The organism is Lysinibacillus sp. NPDC095746 (assembly GCF_044763535.1).
Classification (GTDB): Bacteria; Bacillota; Bacilli; order Bacillales_A; family Planococcaceae; genus Lysinibacillus.
On the sequence record NZ_JBIWGL010000006.1, the window covers coordinates 128,782 to 146,287 of the forward strand.

The 17,506-nt window shown below is 36.6% G+C and carries 15 protein-coding genes and 1 pseudogene; 10 read left to right on the plus strand and 6 right to left on the minus strand.

The features are described from left to right. Nucleotides 1–2 precede the first annotated feature (2 nt). From ACIQ7N_RS06630 to ACIQ7N_RS06640, 3 genes are all read left to right on the plus strand, one after another. A complete protein-coding gene (locus ACIQ7N_RS06630; RefSeq protein WP_402931009.1) occupies nt 3–1,979 on the plus strand; it encodes a hydantoinase B/oxoprolinase family protein in 1,977 nt (658 codons plus the stop codon). Between the two features lie 418 nt (nt 1,980–2,397). Beyond that, on the plus strand, nt 2,398–2,844 hold the full coding sequence (locus ACIQ7N_RS06635; RefSeq protein ID WP_402931011.1) for a hypothetical protein: 447 nt from the start codon (nt 2,398–2,400) through the stop codon (nt 2,842–2,844). A 596-nt stretch (nt 2,845–3,440) separates the two neighbouring features. Next, nucleotides 3,441–4,058: a cysteine peptidase family C39 domain-containing protein gene (locus ACIQ7N_RS06640; RefSeq protein WP_402931012.1), complete on the plus strand. Its 618-nt coding sequence runs from the start codon at nt 3,441–3,443 to the stop codon at nt 4,056–4,058. A 289-nt stretch (nt 4,059–4,347) separates the two neighbouring features. Here ACIQ7N_RS06640 and solA read toward each other — a convergent pair whose 3' ends face one another. Continuing rightward, nucleotides 4,348–5,472, minus strand: a complete 1,125-nt coding sequence (gene solA, locus ACIQ7N_RS06645; protein ID WP_402931014.1) for an N-methyl-L-tryptophan oxidase — start codon at nt 5,470–5,472, stop codon at nt 4,348–4,350. A 288-nt stretch (nt 5,473–5,760) separates the two neighbouring features. Continuing rightward, nucleotides 5,761–6,651 carry a LysR family transcriptional regulator gene (locus ACIQ7N_RS06650; protein WP_402931016.1) on the minus strand — a complete coding sequence of 297 codons (891 nt, stop codon included), beginning with the start codon at nt 6,649–6,651 and terminating at the stop codon, nt 5,761–5,763. A 118-nt stretch (nt 6,652–6,769) separates the two neighbouring features. On the opposite strand from ACIQ7N_RS06650, the gene ACIQ7N_RS06655 reads away from it, so the two are divergent. The 5 genes from ACIQ7N_RS06655 (at nt 6,770) to ACIQ7N_RS06675 (ending at nt 12,197) form a co-directional block, all read left to right on the plus strand. After that, on the plus strand, nt 6,770–7,972 hold the full coding sequence (locus tag ACIQ7N_RS06655) for a YbfB/YjiJ family MFS transporter (RefSeq protein ID WP_402931089.1): 1,203 nt from the start codon (nt 6,770–6,772) through the stop codon (nt 7,970–7,972). 236 nt (nt 7,973–8,208) lie between these two features. Continuing rightward, nucleotides 8,209–8,799 (plus strand): TetR/AcrR family transcriptional regulator, encoded by a 591-nt coding sequence (locus ACIQ7N_RS06660; protein ID WP_402931091.1) that lies wholly within the window; start codon nt 8,209–8,211, stop codon nt 8,797–8,799. 105 nt (nt 8,800–8,904) lie between these two features. After that, nucleotides 8,905–10,002 carry a pyruvate dehydrogenase (acetyl-transferring) E1 component subunit alpha gene (pdhA, locus tag ACIQ7N_RS06665; protein ID WP_402931018.1) on the plus strand — a complete coding sequence of 366 codons (1,098 nt, stop codon included), beginning with the start codon at nt 8,905–8,907 and terminating at the stop codon, nt 10,000–10,002. Beyond that, entirely contained in the window at nt 10,002–10,979 is a 978-nt protein-coding gene (locus tag ACIQ7N_RS06670) for an alpha-ketoacid dehydrogenase subunit beta (protein WP_248719157.1), read from the plus strand. Before pdhA ends, ACIQ7N_RS06670 begins: the two co-directional genes overlap by 1 nt. A 12-nt stretch (nt 10,980–10,991) precedes the next feature. Then, entirely contained in the window at nt 10,992–12,197 is a 1,206-nt protein-coding gene (locus ACIQ7N_RS06675) for a dihydrolipoamide acetyltransferase family protein (RefSeq protein WP_402931020.1), read from the plus strand. Between the two features lie 146 nt (nt 12,198–12,343). Here the strand turns inward: ACIQ7N_RS06675 and ACIQ7N_RS06680 are convergent, their stop codons facing one another. Beyond that, on the minus strand, nt 12,344–12,826 hold the full coding sequence (locus ACIQ7N_RS06680; protein ID WP_402931022.1) for an NUDIX hydrolase: 483 nt from the start codon (nt 12,824–12,826) through the stop codon (nt 12,344–12,346). A 241-nt stretch (nt 12,827–13,067) separates the two neighbouring features. On the opposite strand from ACIQ7N_RS06680, the gene ACIQ7N_RS06685 reads away from it, so the two are divergent. Together ACIQ7N_RS06685 and ACIQ7N_RS06690 are read left to right on the plus strand one after the other, a co-directional pair. After that, the gene (locus ACIQ7N_RS06685) at nt 13,068–13,532 is read left to right on the plus strand and encodes a 2-thiouracil desulfurase family protein (protein ID WP_402931024.1); all 465 of its coding nucleotides are present in this window, start codon (nt 13,068–13,070) and stop codon (nt 13,530–13,532) included. A 139-nt stretch (nt 13,533–13,671) separates the two neighbouring features. Then, a pseudogene (locus tag ACIQ7N_RS06690) lies at nt 13,672–14,643 on the plus strand (Rpn family recombination-promoting nuclease/putative transposase). A gap of 212 nt (nt 14,644–14,855) precedes the next feature. Here the strand turns inward: ACIQ7N_RS06690 and ACIQ7N_RS06695 are convergent. From ACIQ7N_RS06695 to ACIQ7N_RS06705, 3 genes are all read right to left on the minus strand, one after another. Continuing rightward, nucleotides 14,856–15,257, minus strand: coding sequence for a hypothetical protein (locus tag ACIQ7N_RS06695; protein ID WP_402931026.1), 402 nt, complete (start codon nt 15,255–15,257; stop codon nt 14,856–14,858). 280 nt (nt 15,258–15,537) lie between these two features. After that, nucleotides 15,538–16,245 (minus strand): ABC transporter permease, encoded by a 708-nt coding sequence (locus ACIQ7N_RS06700; protein ID WP_402931028.1) that lies wholly within the window; start codon nt 16,243–16,245, stop codon nt 15,538–15,540. Between the two features lie 18 nt (nt 16,246–16,263). Continuing rightward, complete coding sequence (locus ACIQ7N_RS06705) at nt 16,264–17,142, minus strand: ABC transporter ATP-binding protein (protein WP_402931030.1); 879 nt, start codon at nt 17,140–17,142, stop codon at nt 16,264–16,266. Between the last annotated feature and the right edge of the window lie 364 nt (nt 17,143–17,506).

Here is a 17,506-nt window from a genome sequence, read left to right on the forward strand (position 1 = left end):
CTATGAGTACAACGAAAATGGTGGCACATCATAAGGTCCAAAATCTAGACCCAGTAACATTTGAAGTGTTAAAAAACGGCTTTGTGAATTTAGTCGATCAAATGGCTGAACAAATGTTACGTACATGTTACTCGTTTGTCATTTATAATCGAGACTTTAGTTGTGCATTATGCGATGCACAGGGGAATACCGTTATGCAGGGAACACAAGATATTTCCGTACATGTAGGGACATTACATTTAACTGCAAAAGCTGTTTTAGAGGATTTCGCCGATGATATTCATCCAGGTGATGTATTTTTAGTAAATGATCCTTATCGTGGTGGAACACATTTCAGTGATGTGCGTGTAATTTTACCAGTGTTCCATAATGATAAACTGATTGCACTTATGCAAACAAATGGACACTGGGCAGATGTTGGTGGTTCTAACCCAGGTTCCTTTGATATTACAGCAAAGGAACATTACGGAGAAGGGCTACGTATCCCACCTGTCCGTATTTATAGTAAAGGTCAATATTTAACAGATGTTGTGAAGATTATTGTCATGAATATGCGCATTCCGGAAGAACGTTTAGGAGATTTAAGGTCTCAAGTGGAAGCGGCAAAAGTTGGAGAGAAGCAGCTCCAAGAAATGATTGAAAAGTATGGTATTCACACGGTGCTAGTAGCCTTTGAAGAAGTTCAAAATTATGTAGAGCGATTAATGCGAGCAAAAATTAAAGCTTTACCAAAAGGACAGTGGGAAACGGTGGACTATATTGATATGGATCCGCAATTAGGAGATGGTCTCATTCCAATTCGTGTGAAAATGACCATTACGGAGAATGAAATAGCTTATGATTTAAGCGATTCACATCCTTATATTAGCTGTTTTTTAAATGCAGGCTTTGGCTCAGCACTCTCTGGTACTTATGCAGGGACCAAAACATTTTTCCCAGAGATTCCACTGAATTCAGGATTTTATCGTGTTGTGAAAATATTCCTACCCGAAAACTCAGTCGTTAACGCACCTAGCCCAGTAGCTGTTTCTGGCTATTGTTCAGGTGCGTTTGAAAAAATTATGAATGCCTGCTTCGAATTATGGTCGAATATTATGCCTGAACGCGCTATCGCATGTTCATTTAATTTAGAGTATTTATTAATAGGTGGGTATGATCAGCGAAGAGATAGCAGTGAATATTTTATGTGGTATGACTGGATGGCTGGTGGCCATGGTGGACGTATTGACCGTGATGGTGCAAATACTACTTCGCCGGTTTTCGGGGTAGGTTTGAGTGTTCAACCATGCGAGGGGCAAGAGCGTTTGTCTCCGGTTGTTACAACGAAGCATAAAATAATAATCAATTCAGCTGGTCCAGGTAAATACCGTGGTGGCTGTGGTGTAGAAAAGGGAGGCGTTTTAACGGATGTAAACCAAACAGTGATGTCCTATTGTTGTGATCGCTCTCGCTCCATTACATGGGGGATTATGGGCGGCCTACCCTCTATCGCGCAGGGGGCCATTTTAAATCCAAACAAAGAGGATGAAGAATTTTTAGGCACGATTTTCTCCAATGTCGAGTTAAAGAATGGAGATTCCTTTACACGTCCCTCAGCAGGAGGCGGTGGTTTAGGTGACCCATTAACACGAGATGTAAACGCTGTTTTAGAGGACGTAATAGATGAATATGTTTCGCTTGAGCGCGCAAAACTTGATTATGGTGTAGTCATCCATGAAATTGACCGTGATATAGATGCCTTCGAAATTGATATGACTGCAACATTAAAAGAACGCGATTATATACGAAAAAATCGTCATAGATGGCTGGAAACAGATCCAATAGAGGTTGGGCAGATGTATAACAAAGGTGAAATTAATCAAATGGACGTTGTTCGTAAATATGGTGTCATTATGGATTATCAAACAAATACAGCATTGCCAATTTCCACAGAGCAATACCGAGAAGCAATGAAAAAACGTTCTTTAGCATATTGGTGATAGACATAACGTTCTAGCGTATTGGGGTAAGTATCAACTAACTTTAATGATAAAATAGAGAGTAGTTCACACTACTCTCTCTGGGAATTGGGGGTATATCAATTTTTAATATTAAGTAATGCGTATATGATGAAAAATACTACTACATAACTTAAAAATTAAAAGTTAAAGGGTTAATGTTTAATAAACTCGAAGGATGCAAGAGGGGAAATAACTAATGATGATGGCTACTGCCCAACCAAAAATAATTAGCAGGCATATCTTATTTAAAACGATCGGCATGGATAACGAATACGGATTGGATTATAACATCATTAGTGTAAAATTACACTGATGATGTTATTTTGGTTACGTAGGCAAATTTGAAGGGTATCGAAAAAAGCATACTTGATTGAGTTATGCTTCGGGAGGGAATGAAATGACATTTTTACGTTCTTTGCATGTCAAAATAATGATGGTATGTATTGTGGCGTTTATAGTGGCGGTAATTGGCATCAATCTATTTGATCTGTATCAATTAGGAGTACTCGGTATACTTGCTATTATTGTATTTCCAATTACGATGATTTTAGCAGGAAGACGCTATGCTCCAGCGCCATTTAATAATTTCACTACGTGGATTGTTATCATTATGATTGGTCTTTGCATCTTACATTGGATAGGTCAAGATGATAAGGAACTTTTAATGTCGCTTTTCACGATCGATTTTGTCTATATGTGGTTGCTCCATAACGACCCAGTACGAGAGTATATGGTTGTTAATGATTTTATGTTCTTTCACTATATCGTGCGCATTGGGCTTGGGTTATTATACGGTATTTTGTTGGATGTCTTCGTCTATTTCGTAAAAAAGATAATGAAATGATAAGTGTACGAAGCAGACACCTTTATGTTAAAGACATATAAATATTAGGAGTAAAGATAGTAAAGGTAGATTACCACTACTATCTTTTTTTTGTCATACGTATGGGAAAAATAGGTAAAATATGATAAGTTAAGAGCAGAAATTTCAGAACATATATTTTAATCGTTAGAAGAGGATGTAGGATAGATGCGTGCGAGGACGGCACGTAAAAACAAAGAAAATGAAGAAACAGGCTGTTTTAGACATTTTAAAGGAGTTAACTCTCCTTGTTGCCCTATAAACCCTCCTATCTTAAGAAGAGCATATACAGCCAATCGATGAAGCGAAAAAACGCAAAATCAAAAGCTAAAGGTTATCACGAAAAAACAGACGTTTAGCGAGAGTTCGAGAGACAAGTTGATTGATTCTTTAAAAAGAAGAATATCCGCAAGAAAGCAAAGAACTAAAAAGAGATAATGTCATTTTACTAATAATCTTCCATTTTTTGTGGTGAAGAGATGAATTTTGCTTTTCATGGATGGCTAACTGAGCAAGTTAGTGAGAGAAGGACTTAGAAAATTTTTGCGATATGGACGCAAAGCAATGGAGGAAGTAGTATGTTTATAGTTAGAACAGCTATTTTATGGATTATTATATCAACTATCATTAATGCATATTTAATGACATTACCCATACCTGTTTTACGAAAAAGAGATTATCCGGCTAATTATCTAATTAAACGAAATAATAGGATAGATATACAAAGCAAAAGGGAATGTGCAGCATTTTCAACAGCATATGTGTTGCGTCATTTTGGAATGGAGGCTGATGGTGAAGAGTTATATATTAATTTCCCTAGTAAAATGAGGTCAGGTAATGTATATCCAAAGGGAATCCTTACAGTGTTAAGAAAAAAGGGATTTAAAACAAACTATTATAAAGGAAATATAAATACATTAAAGTACGAGGTTAGTAAAGGAACTCCCGTAATTGTTTTTGTTAAAGTACATAAGGATCGTAATAATTTGCATTTTGTCCCTGTCGTAGGATATGACAAGGAGTATTTCTACCTTTCAGAATCATTAAGGCATCTGGTGAATTGTAATGATAATAACAATAGCTATAATCGAAAAGTTCCTATTAATGAATTTAGGAAATTGTGGAATATAAAAAATATTAATATGCTTCTTTATAGCAATACTTACATAACCGTCGACCACACAGAGCTAATATAATGAAGAAGATTTTTATCTGGATACACGGGGAGAAATACCAAAAATTGTTGAAGTCTAATTAGTTTTCAATAATCGGGAACTTTTGTTGAAGATACTTTTACTCTAGCGCTAGTTAATGCGAATGGAGACTTTAGTCCAATAAGAATTAAACAACTTTATTGAAGGTTTTTGAATGCAAAATGCCTTTAAAAACATAAAAGAGCCTTACTGCACACTAAATTGTAGCAAAGCTCTTTTATTTATCAAAATTAACAACTTTAACTAGTAATCTAACACAGAAGTAAGAGCATCAGTTTGTATTAAATCGACTAAGTTTAAAGCGTGATAAATCCTGCTTACTTTTTCCGTTAAGCGTTAAATCCGCTAGTACTTCACCAACAGCACTACTAAATTTAAAACCATGTCCTGAGAAGCCCGCTGCAATGACAATATTTCGATGCTCAGGTAAAAAATCAATTATGAAATCTTCATCTGGTGTCATTGAATATTTGCATGTTTTTCCGAATTTCAATGCATCATGCTGAGGCATAAAACGATTGATAAAGTTTTGTAAGTCTATTGTATCCTGTTCGTCGAATGGGCGTAGCGGATCATTTGGATAGATAACCTCACCGCCATCATGTCTGCCAAGCTTTAAGCCTGCTCCATCAATACTAGGAAAACCATAGTACATAGAATCAGCAAATTCAAAACAATAGGCCGGGAAAATATCATCACGATAAAGCTGCTCATCCGCCTCAAACCATGCAAATGTTTTTCGGGTCGGTGTTACAGGGATGGCGGTGTCCATTGTTTGTAGTAACTCAGTTGCCCAAGCACCAGCTGTCACAATTAAATGTTTAGCCTCGTATATATTATTTGCTGTTTGAACACGTACAATGTCACCAGCTTTGATGTTCTGCACTTTTTCATTTGTATGTAAGGTTGCTCCTGCCTCAAGGGCTAATTTTTTATAAGCGTTAATGCAGGCTTCAACACGAAGGACACCAGCAGTAGGCTCAAAGCAAACAACGAAGTTTTCGGGTAAGGATAATCCAGGCCATTTCTTCATTGCCTCAGCCGCAGAATACTGCTCTAATGCTAAATCATAGAGCCTAGCACTTGTTTTCACATTTTGAATAAAAGGATGGGTCTCTTCACCGACATTTATTACACCTGTTTGTAAAAATAATGCTTCACCTGTTAACGCTTCAAGCTCTCTCCATAATTCACCTGCCCTTTTGACGAAAGGTACATAGCTTGCTCCTTCACCATATGCAAAGCGAATAATTCTTGTCTCACCATGATGACTACCTTCATCGTGAGGTGGATTAAAGGCATCAAGCATCAAGACATTTTTGCCTGCTTTCGTTAAATTATAGCCTGCAGCCATCCCCATCGACCCTGCACCAATTACAATCACGTCGTATATCATTTTAATCCCTACTTTTTTACTCTAGTATAACAAAACAAAAGAGACTAGGACAGAAATTTCAGAAAATTTTTCAGATAAGAAAATGCACAACCTCCTAACGGGAGTATTGTGCATTGCGTTTAAAAGCTATTTCACACTAGGTAATATTTTATTTAATAGGATGGCTACTATAGCTGTAGGTGATGGGATAATGGAATAGAGTAGATGACAAATTTCAAATATAAAAAACTACACATCAATTCGTTATTACACAAATTTTGTGTAGTTCAAACTTTTGAAAAGTGATTGTTATGAAATGGAATTATTAATGATGTTACTAAAAGTAATAAAGGTTGAAGAGGTATTTTGTTCATTTTTCCTTGTGCAAAGATAAATAGGACGTTGGATATCGATGTCTTTTATAAAAACTCGCGCTACTTGCTGGCGTTGAATAAAGCTAGAAGCCGCTATGGATGGAGCTAGCATCGTCCCATACCCAGCTGCAATGGCGTAAATGGATTCATTGATTCCGTCCAATTGAAGCCCTACTCTTGGTGGTGGGATTTTATGAACTTTACATAAGGCATTTAAATATTCTTTCGTAGAACTACCATCTTCACGTGAAACAAATGGCTGCTGCATTAATTCCGCTAATGTCACTTTCTGTTCTGCTAGCGGATGACCAAATGGGACGATAAACCAATAATCAAGATTCATGAGAAATTGATAATTAATATCTGGATGATGCCCATCTTCTTTTACGATAAAAGCCATATCAACCTTATAGTGAAGCAATTCTTCAATAACCTGCTGGGAGTTAGCCGTTTTTATATGGATATGCGTTGTCGGATAGGCTTGTTTATATTTTGCAAGCCATTTTGGTAATAAAAAATGGGATGGGACATGGGTAGAAGCAATTTGTAATTCTTCATTACCTGTGTTTTTTAATTGCTCTAGTTTGTTTTCAATATCCAATTCTAAATCAAATAGTCGCTGAGCCTGTTTAAATAAAAATTCCCCATTTTGTGTTAAGGTAATTCCTCGACCTTTTGATTCTAACAGCGTTAAGCCTAGTTCTTTTTCCAAATTTCTAATTTGAATAGTAACGGCAGGTTGACTAATCATTAGAGCTTGCGCTGCCTTAGAAACACTTTTGAGCTCAGCTACTTTTGTGAATAATCTAAGAGCATGTAAATTCATTATGTATCCCACCTCTTATAAAAAATTTTTATTCTTTTATATAAATTATATATTAGATTTATTAATTTTCACTCTGTATCCTTTTAATTACAAAAAGTTTTAGGGGGTGGGGGACATGATGAATCGACAGCACATCGGAATTTTATTTGGTGGGGTGCTATTACTTGTAGTGGCTATGGGGATTAGCCGGTTTGCATTCACACCAATTTTGCCATTTATGCGTCAGGATGTCGGGTTTTCGTTTGAGGTTGCAGGATTTTTAGCATCGAGTAATTATATTGGCTATTTCATTGGCGCTTTGTGGGCAGGGTTTATCAATCGCCAAAAGAAGAACTTTTTATTGTTAAGTGTTGTCTTAAATGTCCTTTCTGTTGTTCTTATGGGAATCATTGAAATATATAGTGTATGGCTTGTGCTTCGTCTGATTGCAGGCATTACAGGGGGGCTTATTTTTGTATTAACATGTAGTATAGTTATGGATTATTTAGCAAAGCATTCACTTACACGATGGTCAGGCTATTTATTTGGTGGTATCGGATTAGGAATTGCTATTTCAGGTTTATTAGTCCCTGCTATTGAAGCACGTTTTGCTTGGCAAGGTACATGGATCGGTTTAGGGGTTTTATCTGCAGTTTTTTTAGTGACAACATTTATACTTTGGAGAGATCTGCATGTACAAGATAGTGTGAAAACCGTAAAATCCGCTGATGCAAAAATGACAAAGGGCTTTATGCCATGGTTGATCGTCGCCTATGGCTTTGAAGGATTAGGCTATATTATCACGGGTACATTTTTAGTGGATATCATTCACAATATTCCTTCACTACAAGCATACTCTTCGTATAGCTGGGTCATTGTTGGGGTAGCGGCTATCCCGTCAGCACCTGTTTGGACTGTTTTATTAGAAAAATTCTCTGCCATCAAAATTTTAGTTGTCGCCTATGTATTGCAAGTATTAGGTATATTGTTACCAGTATTCTCACAAACAGTATGGAGTGTATTATTATCGTCATTTTTATTCGGCTTAACATTTGTAGGCATTGTGACGTTAACGACCTCTTATGCACGTCAGCTATTCCCGACGCAAAGTGGTCCAGTCGTATCATTATTAACAACATTTTATGCTTTTGGACAAATTATCGGACCGATCATCGCGGGACAGCTTGTAGCAGTTTTTAGTAGCTATAAAGCAGCGCTTGTCTTTGCAGGAGTCATTGTATTTTTTGCATTGATTATTATGTTATGTGGAAGATGGATTACTGTTAAACGACAGGCCACTGTAGACAATGTATTGTCCATCAAAACTCAATCTAGTTCTTAAACTAGAAAAGCCAGAAATTCGATCGGGGATTTCTGGCTTGTATTTTTACTTATAGATGGCATGCTTCGATTCTATACAGCAATGAGTGAATAGTATAATAAGAACAGCAACGAATTGTACGCATATATCGAAGTACAGTATTTCATCCACGATTACCTGATCGGTCTGATTTAAAGCCTCTTAAACGTAAAAGTGGACTATAAAAGAAATTGACAAAATTTGGAGGGTTATATTTGGTGGATAAGCGTGAGCGAACAAGAGCACAAATATTAGTAGCGGCAAAAAACGTTTTTTTAGCAAATGGATATAAGGAAACGACGATCAAGTTAATTGCCAAGGAAGCAGGACTAGGTTACGGGACGATTTATTCTCATTTTAACTTAGGAAAAGAGGAAGTTTTGGCAACTTTAGTTGAGGATGTCATGGGCCCATTCTATAAAATTGTAGAACTAAATTATACGCCTAAAAATAAGCAAGAGGCTTTTAAATTTACGTATAAAAATACATATAATTACTTATCCTTGGCAGTTGAAAACAAGGAAATATTTAGATTGATTCATGAGGCAAAGGGGATGTCCCCGTTAATTGAGGAGAAATGGGAATCAATCACGGATCAATTTATTAAAAGGGTGTCTACCAACGTAGAAATTGTTCGACAGCTGGGGCTTATTCGTAATGAAAATTATCATGCGGAGGTTATTGCGGGTTCATTGTATTACATTGGAGAGCGGTATTTATGGAAAATTATTTTGGACAAAACAGACATTCCGATTGAGGAAATTGCACGTGATATGACAACAATGTACACTTTCGGTTTGTTTAAATAATTCTGCTTAAAGTGAAAAAAAGCTAAATAAAAACAAAATTAGCTAATGACGCGGCTTCGGTTTCTTATTTATAATAGAAATAACGTTATAAAGGGAGGAATTGAAATGTGGTTAAACCAGTCATGTTTAGAGGGAGAAATTGAAATGTGGTTAACTCAGTCATGTTTAAAAATTGACACCGCGTCAGTTTTGGAGGAAGATTGTTCGCTTTCGGAAACTTTCTTTAAAAGAACTGCCACAGATGAGCAATGTATCGAAATGTACAAACATATGGTACAAGGAAGAATCTTTGATGGGATTGCATTGAAATTTCAGCGCCAAGGTAAAATAAAAACATATCCACCAATTAGAGGGCAAGAAGCAGCACAGGTTGGAAGCGCTTACGCATTGACTTCGAATGATTGGATTTATCCTAGTTACCGAGATATTGCGGCTTCATTTGTTCACGGGATGCCTATGGATAAGTTCTTTTGTTACACAATGGGTAAGGTGGCTGGGCAGCATTTAACTGATTTATCAATTTTTCCTATTCAAATCGTTATTGGAGCGCAATTTTTACATGCAGTAGGTGGGGCATGGGCTAGTCAATATAAAGGGGAAGATAGTGTTTCGGTTGCTTATATGGGTGATGGAGGTACCTCTGAGGGCGATTTCCATGAAGCATTAAATTTTGCAGGTGTATATAAATTACCAGTGGTTTTCTTTATTCAAAACAATCAATGGGCAATTAGTAATCCAATTCATAAACAAACCGCTAGCCAAACAATCGCACAAAAGGCTTTGGCTTATGGGATTACAGGAATTAGAGTAGACGGCAATGACGTATTAGCAGTTTATGAGGCAACGAAGCTTGCTATAGAAAAAGCTAAAAATGGAGAGCCTGTGCTGATTGAAGCTGTTACATTTCGCCAAGGACCTCATACAACTGCAGACGATCCAACGAAATATAGAGACCAAGCTGAAGTTGAGCAATGGCTGACAAATGACCCTATAGAAAGAATGAAAAAATTTATTGTTTCTACTGGGCTATGGGATGAGAGGCAAGAGGAGGAGCTGTTAAAAGAATGTGAAGAAATCGTTTTAAAAGCCTATGAAAAGGCACTTACAATCGAAAAGACAACCATCCCAAAAGTACTAAGAGCAACGTATGAAACAATGCCTCAAAACTTAGTAAGACAAATGCAACAAAGAGGAGGGGTGTAATAATGGAGATGACAATCGTACAGGCAATCAATACATGCTTAATTCAAGCAATGGAAAATGATGAAACAATCCTCTGTCTCGGTGAGGATATCGGAAAGAATGGTGGGGTTTTCCGTGTGACGGACGGGCTCTTAGATCGTTTTGGAGAAAGGCGTGTAGTTGATACACCGATTGCTGAGTCTGCAATTATCGGAGCTGCGGTAGGTTTAGCTACTAGAGGACTTAAACCTATAGCAGAAATACAGTTTTTAGGGTTTATTTATGAGGCGATGGATCAAATGGTAGGGCAAGCTGCACGCCTTCGTTCTCGAACGGAAAGTACAGTTACCGTGCCGCTAGTTGTTAGAGCACCGTATGGAGGAGGCATTCATGCACCTGAATTACATTCAGATAGTTTAGAAGCATTGTTTTTACACTCACCAGGTTTAAAAGTGGTTATGCCAAGTACGCCTTCCGATGCTAAAGGGTTACTCGCAGCGGCGATTAAAGATCCAGACCCAGTATTGTTCTTAGAGCCATTGAAGCTATATCGAACGATAAAAGAGGAAGTACAAGAAGAATACTATGAATTGCCTATTGGTAAGGCGGCAATTGTTCAAGAAGGGGAGCATGTGACTATCGTTACATATGGTCCGTGTGTCGTAACGGTTAAACAGGCAGTAGCGCAATTACAAGAGCAGGGTGTGTCTGTGGAAATTATTGATTTACGTACAATTGCACCGATTGACTATGAAACGATCATTCAGTCGGTAGATAAAACTGGCAGACTAGTCGTTGTTCATGAAGCGGCAAAAACAGGCGGTGTAGGGGCGGAGATCGCAGCAGTTATTGCCGAAAACTGTATGTATGCTATGCATGCACCGATTTTACGTGTCACAGGCTATGATACACCTTTCCCAGTATCGAGCATTGAGGCAGAATGGATGCCAACCGTAGCGCGCGTTGTAAGTGCAGTACAAAATGTCATGAAAGAATAGGGAGGGATAGTAATGTATGATTTTTTACTCCCTGATATAGGGGAAGGTTTACATGAAGCAGAAATTGTTGGCTGGTTTGTAAAGCAAGGGCAAAAAGTAGAAATTAATGAGCCGTTAGTAGAGGTTCAAACTGATAAAGCTGTTGTAGAAATTACAGCGCCAATTACAGGGGTGATTGAGAAGCTTGGCGGCGAGGAGGGGAATACCATTACGGTAGGTAGTCTGCTTTGTCAATTTAGTAAAACCTCAGATTCGTCACCACCCCAGCGAACTCAGCCACTTGGAGAGAAAAAAGAGGAGACTTTGCTGAAAGAGAAGATTGAATTTTCAGTATTAGGAAGGGTGATGGCAGCGCCTTCAGTTAGAAAAGCAGCGCGCACCATGGGCATTAATATTGAAGAAGTACAGGGCAGTGGACCAAACGGACGGGTGTTGCGAGGTGATTTAAATAGATATGCTAAACAATCATCGTCTACGATAGCACTAGTGCATAATAAGTCAAAACGTATTGAAAATGAAGTGATTGAAAATAAAATCATCCCTATTCGCGGCTTGCGCAAAGCAATCTTTGAAAATATGCAAAAAGCCGTTTCTAAAGCAGTATTATGCACAGGAATGGAAAAAATAAATGTAACGAAATTAGTGGCTTTTAGGAAAAGTACTCAACAGCTGCCGGAAATGAAGGACAAAAAAATAACTTACTTGCCTTTTTTTATCAAGGCAGTTGCGACAGCTTTACAGGAACATGAGCAGTTTAATGCCAAGGTAGATGAAGATCAAAAAGCACTGGTGATTTTCCCTTATATTCATATTGGTGTTGCAGTTGCAACTTCAGACGGTCTACTTGTGCCAGTGATCAAGCATGCAAATAAAAAAAGTATTTTTGAAATTGCAGAAGAGCTAGATAGCTTATTGACAAAGGTTCTTTCTAAAAAAGCAACGGTAGAAGATTTAACAGGTAGTACTTTTACAATTTCTAGTACAGGAAAGGACGGGGCAACATTTGCGACGCCAATTACGAACTATCCTGAAGTAGCAATCCTGGGCACTCATAAAATTGTGAAAGAGCCAATCGTAGTAGAAGATACAATACAAATTGGCCATACAATGACACTGTCTTGCACATTTGATCATCGTGTTATTGATGGCGAGCCAGTAAATGCATTTATGCGTAGTGTGGCAGACTATTTAGAGGAACCTGTACGTTTTTTACTATAGTTCAAAAATGATAGATGCTAGCCAAAGCGGTTTTTGTTGTTCCGTGGATGTAGTATGCAAGTGTCGCTGTGCAAAATGAGATTTGCACAGGCAAGAAAATAATTAATGCCTCGTAAACGCCTCTGCCGCGTTTACGAGTTTTTGTGTCATCTAAATGTTTGTGCTAATGGGGTAGTAGTAACGTCAATCAATGTATTATCTTTATATGTAAATATATATTCATAGTTGGTTGTTTCATCCAACATTTTCGGTAAGTAATAGGTTAAATCTGCTATTCCTACATTTTTAGGATGGAAAATCCATGCTAGATCTTTCCAATCTAAAATGCCTTCTGCAACTTTAATCGGTGTGACATAATGATAGGATTCTGGCAATTCAGCAATAAAAGCATACATACATCCATAGTCGGTCGTTCCATCAGTCCACGTTATTTTTCCTTTATATGTAATATCTTGCAGTGCAATGCCCGTTTCTTCCTTAATTTCTCGTAATGCACCAGCCAGTGGTGTTTCATTTCTTTCAATTTTTCCACCTACACCGTTCCAAGCCCCCATCCATTCTGGAAAATCTCTATTTAGTAATAATATTTGGTCACCCTTCTTAAGAAAACAAATTGTAAATTCAACCAAGCCTCGTACCTCCTTGTTAAAAGATAGAATGAGTTCATACAAGAAATATAGATACTAAAATAGTAGCACAAACAAGTGAAATGGTCCTCTTCATAAAAAACTGTTTTAAAATATTGATATTACGAAAAGAGAAAAGAGTAGGGTCAATGAAGAAACTTAGTCATTGTAAGAGCGGTTGACAAACTCTTTTAATGAGCTAAAGTTTTACATATACGACATGACTAAAAAATGAGGTGCATATATGATTTTAATAAGTGCTTGCTTAACAGGATTAAAGGTTCGATATAACGGAACAGATAGTTTAGATGAAAGAATTCAAAAACTTGTATTAGAAAATAAGGCCGTAACTGTATGCCCTGAACTTATGGGAGGTTTTTCGACCCCTCGTGAGCCAGCGGAGATAATCGGCGGAGATGGTGAAGATGTTTTGGATGGGAAAGCGATAGTGGTGGAAAAGTCTGGCCGTGATGTAACGGAGCTTTATATAAAGGGCGCATATGCAACATTACAGAAAGCACTCGAACTAGGTGCGACTATGGTCGTATTAAAAGAGTATAGTCCTTCATGTGGCAGTGCAATGATTTACAATGGGGATTTCGATGGCACAAAATTAGTTGGCGCAGGCGTAACTACTGCATTGTTAAGAAGAAATAATATTGTTGTTTTTTCTGAAGAGGATGTTTCGAATTTATTAGCGGAAATTTGATAGAAATATTTTACCTTACAATATTGCGCTGAATAATATTAACTATATTTATATAGCTAAAAGGGTGATAAAAGTATTATTGACTTTTAACTTTACTTTCAAATGATATAATTAAGGTAAATCATTTGGAGTGATGGGTATGAGTGAAAAGACATTGCGTAGAATTCCACTTGAAAAATTTGTAGATCTCAAAGTCGATTACGCCTTTAAGCAATTATTCGGAATTGAAAAAAATAAAGATTTAACGATTTTCCTTCTAAATGCAATTTTAAACCGTACAGGTCGTAATGCTATTAAGGAAGTTTCCTTTATGAGCCAAGAATTAAGTGGTGAACATAAAGAGGATAAGCAATCACGCTTAGATATTCTAGTGAAAACACAGGAGAATATAGCGATAAATATTTAGATTCAATTAAGCAATCAACATGATATGATTAAGCGAACACTATATTATTGGTCAAAAATTTACACTTCAGAGCTTAAAAAAGGTTTTGGTTATCATAAATTAAAACCAACAATTACTATTAATATTTGTAATTTTAGTTTGTTTAAGCAAACGGATGCTTATCATACTTCATTCCATCATCTCTATGAAGATGATGGAAAATTTAGAATTGATGATGTTTTAAAAATCCACTTTATAGAAATGAATAAATTTATTAGGCAATGGTTTACTAATAAATTAAACCCATTAGATAATGAACTTGCGATCTGGTTATTGTTACTAGGGGCGGTTGATGTAAGAAAGAAAAAAGTCTATAAAGAATTTTATTTGGCATTGGAGGAACTTGCTATGAATGACAAAAGAATAAAAGATGCTTTAACTATTTGGCAAGAATTAAGTCAATCTCCAGAAGAATATTATGCCTATGAATCTCGTTTAAAATATATATTAGATGAGGAAGCGAAGCTAGAAGATGCAAAATATTTTGCGGAGAAAGAAGGGGTAGCTAAGGGGATAGAGCAAGGAATAGAGCAAGGAGAGAAAAAGAAGCAGCAAGAAATTGCCTTAAAAATGTTACAGAAAAACATGGATCTAGAAAGCATTGCCGAATTTACTGAATTAACATTAGATGAGATAAATAAATTAAAGGAACAGCTTGATGAATGACACTAATTGATTTCCGCGATGGTATACACTTTTCTATTAAAATCGTTTGTTCTATCGCTAAAAATTTTCGCTCTGTTTATCCTAGTTTTTTAAAGAGCTCCCAGCCGAGTCGAGAAATGGGAATCACCCATCAACTCGATACGTCTGAGGGCTCGTTTAATTGTTTAGGGGTTTACTTAAAAAATGTTAAAGAGATTTGTCATTTTAGTAACTTATTGAAATTCTATAAAGTTTGGTTCCTCAGGATAGTATAGATCCTTGCGTAAGCAGACATCCCGATGTGTGAGGGTTTCGCCTTTAAATCGAGTCCAAATTTCATCATCTGCCATGACACCATGTGTTTTCCGTACGATGCCCCAGCGATTATAGGCTTGCATATCTAGTGAAGCCAGTAACTCTCTTGCGTTGACTCGAGTACGGGGGAAGGTTCGCCACTTTAGCCAACGTTCCAATTCTTCTAAGGTTATATGCCCCTTCATCGTTGGTGAAAATTGCTTATTAAAATCCTCAATATAATTAATGACATATGGTGTGCCACCATTAGCCGGTTTTAACTCAACATGTGCAATAATGTCATCCATCCACATCACGTCAAAAGTCATGTAATCAATCAATAGCTTCACTTCCTCCTATGAATAAATGTTTCAAAGTTGGATCACGCAACTGTTGTTCAACTCTTTGATCGATCTAAATATGAAGGACCACCCTTTATGGATAAGGAGAATTTAGTAGCGACAATCCAACAATCACCGTACGATTTTTGGACGTGCTAAGAACGTATTACTTTCAAGTTTGAATTTCTCCTATTTGCGAAAAATTATCGAACTAGTATTGTTTATCGCTTCTTTAAACTTCGACTATATGTAGAATGCTCCCACAAATTATCATTTCACTTTATCTCCTTTTTCGATTCGAAAGGAGGAAGAACAATATGATAACGATGGCCGAATAAATGAAAATCCAAGCAAATTGCCAATAAAAAATGGTCGGTATTGACGGTATAGAGTCTTTTGAACTCATCATTTCCAATGAAAGACGGACAGGTGGAAGTAGCCAAATGAGTCCCTTGATTTGTAGAATTGTCTCTTTTAAAGTAGCGATAACGACAGATACAATTAAAATGGCAAGTACACCCCACCAAGTATTTTGCTTGTTTTTAACTAGTTCTCTCGTAAAAATAGCTGAAAGTGCGCTAGCTAGTACAGATAAACTAAAATGAGAGAGGAATCCTAGAAATTGATGTATAAATCTTGGTTTTTCACCAAAGGCACCAATTAGAGTAGGGTAGACCACTGATACACAGCTTAAAAATACACCAATGAGTACACAAATTACAAAATTTCCTAAATTATATTGTGTGCGACTTTTGGCGTGAAGTGTAGTTATTACTTTTTGTCCTTCATCTTCTGCGTGAAATAGTGTTACTGTAAACCAGCCCATTAGAAAAAAGAGAATAATAGCTGTAAACGAATAACTGTTCAATATTGGATTTGGGGTAAAGGTATAGTTGACAACGAGACATAAAATAAAAATTGAAAAGGGTGGAACATATTTATAGGTTCTTACATAATTGATAAATTGATAGCGCAATAAACTTGTCATGCCAGCGTCTTTTCCTCCTTAAAAATGAGTATAAAATTGCTCCTCCTTCTGATTAATTGGGATTAATTTTTTTATAGAGGCTTTTTTCTGTAGAAGATCCAGTAATACTAAATCTGTATCTTCTGTCTTAATAACGGTAATGACCTCATGACAACCATTATTTAATAGACTTTGACGTTGAATTTCAAGAAAAGGTAATAGGTTGTCCAATAATTTATCATTTGATATTTCAAAAATTAATTTATTTTTCTGTATATCTTTTTTATTGAATGAATCAGCTTGAATGATCTTATTATTTTGAATAACAAGTACTGTATCAACAAGATGCTGCAGTAATTTTGTTTCGTGGCATGTTAAAACGATACTTAATCCTTTGTCCTTTAAAATAGAGAGGGTTTCTTCTAGGTCACTTTGGGCTTTAGGATCAAGTCCTGATAACGGTTCATCTAAGATTAGTAGATCTGTGTCTTCAAGCATTGCCTGCATTATCATAACCTTTTGCTTCATTCCCTTAGAAAAATTAACAATTCGAATGTTACGAGCATCCTGTAAATTAAATAATTTAAGTAACTCATTTATTTTTAGTTGTAGTTGTTTTCTTGCCATGCCTCGAATACGGCCCATATGATAAAGATATTCTTCTGGCGTAAACAAAATATGTGAAGGGGTCACTTCAGGCACATAGCCAATTTTTAAAGATTGTCGATGTTTCACGATAGAACCGCTATCAGCATCGACTAATTCCGCAATAATTTTTAGAAGGGTACTCTTACCAGACCCATTCTTTCCTACTAGGGCTATAATTTGATTGGCACAAATAGAAAATGTAGCGTTCTCTAAGATTTTCTTACCTTTATACTGTTTAGAGATGTTCTGTATTTCCATAATCGTATTCATCTTTACACACCTTTATTTTTAGGCTTTATTGTAAGTAATTCGTTTCTATAACCTACGATGCAAAATATTTAGCCATTAACTGTAAATTTAGTATAGATGAATAGTAGTTCTTTTGCTAATAGAATGTTGGTGTAATTTTCTATTTTTGGGTAGTTTATGACCTTTCAACATAACGTGGGGTGTTTTCCGTTCCGACTCCGGATTGTTGTTGCTGCCGCTTCGTTACACTGCGCTTTCGCACAGATTAAAACATTTGTTGCTGTCGCTACGCTTTCGCACAGATTAAAACATTTGTTGCTGTCGCTACGCTTTCGCACAGATTAAAACATTTGTTGCTGTCGCTACGCTTTCGCACAGATTAAAA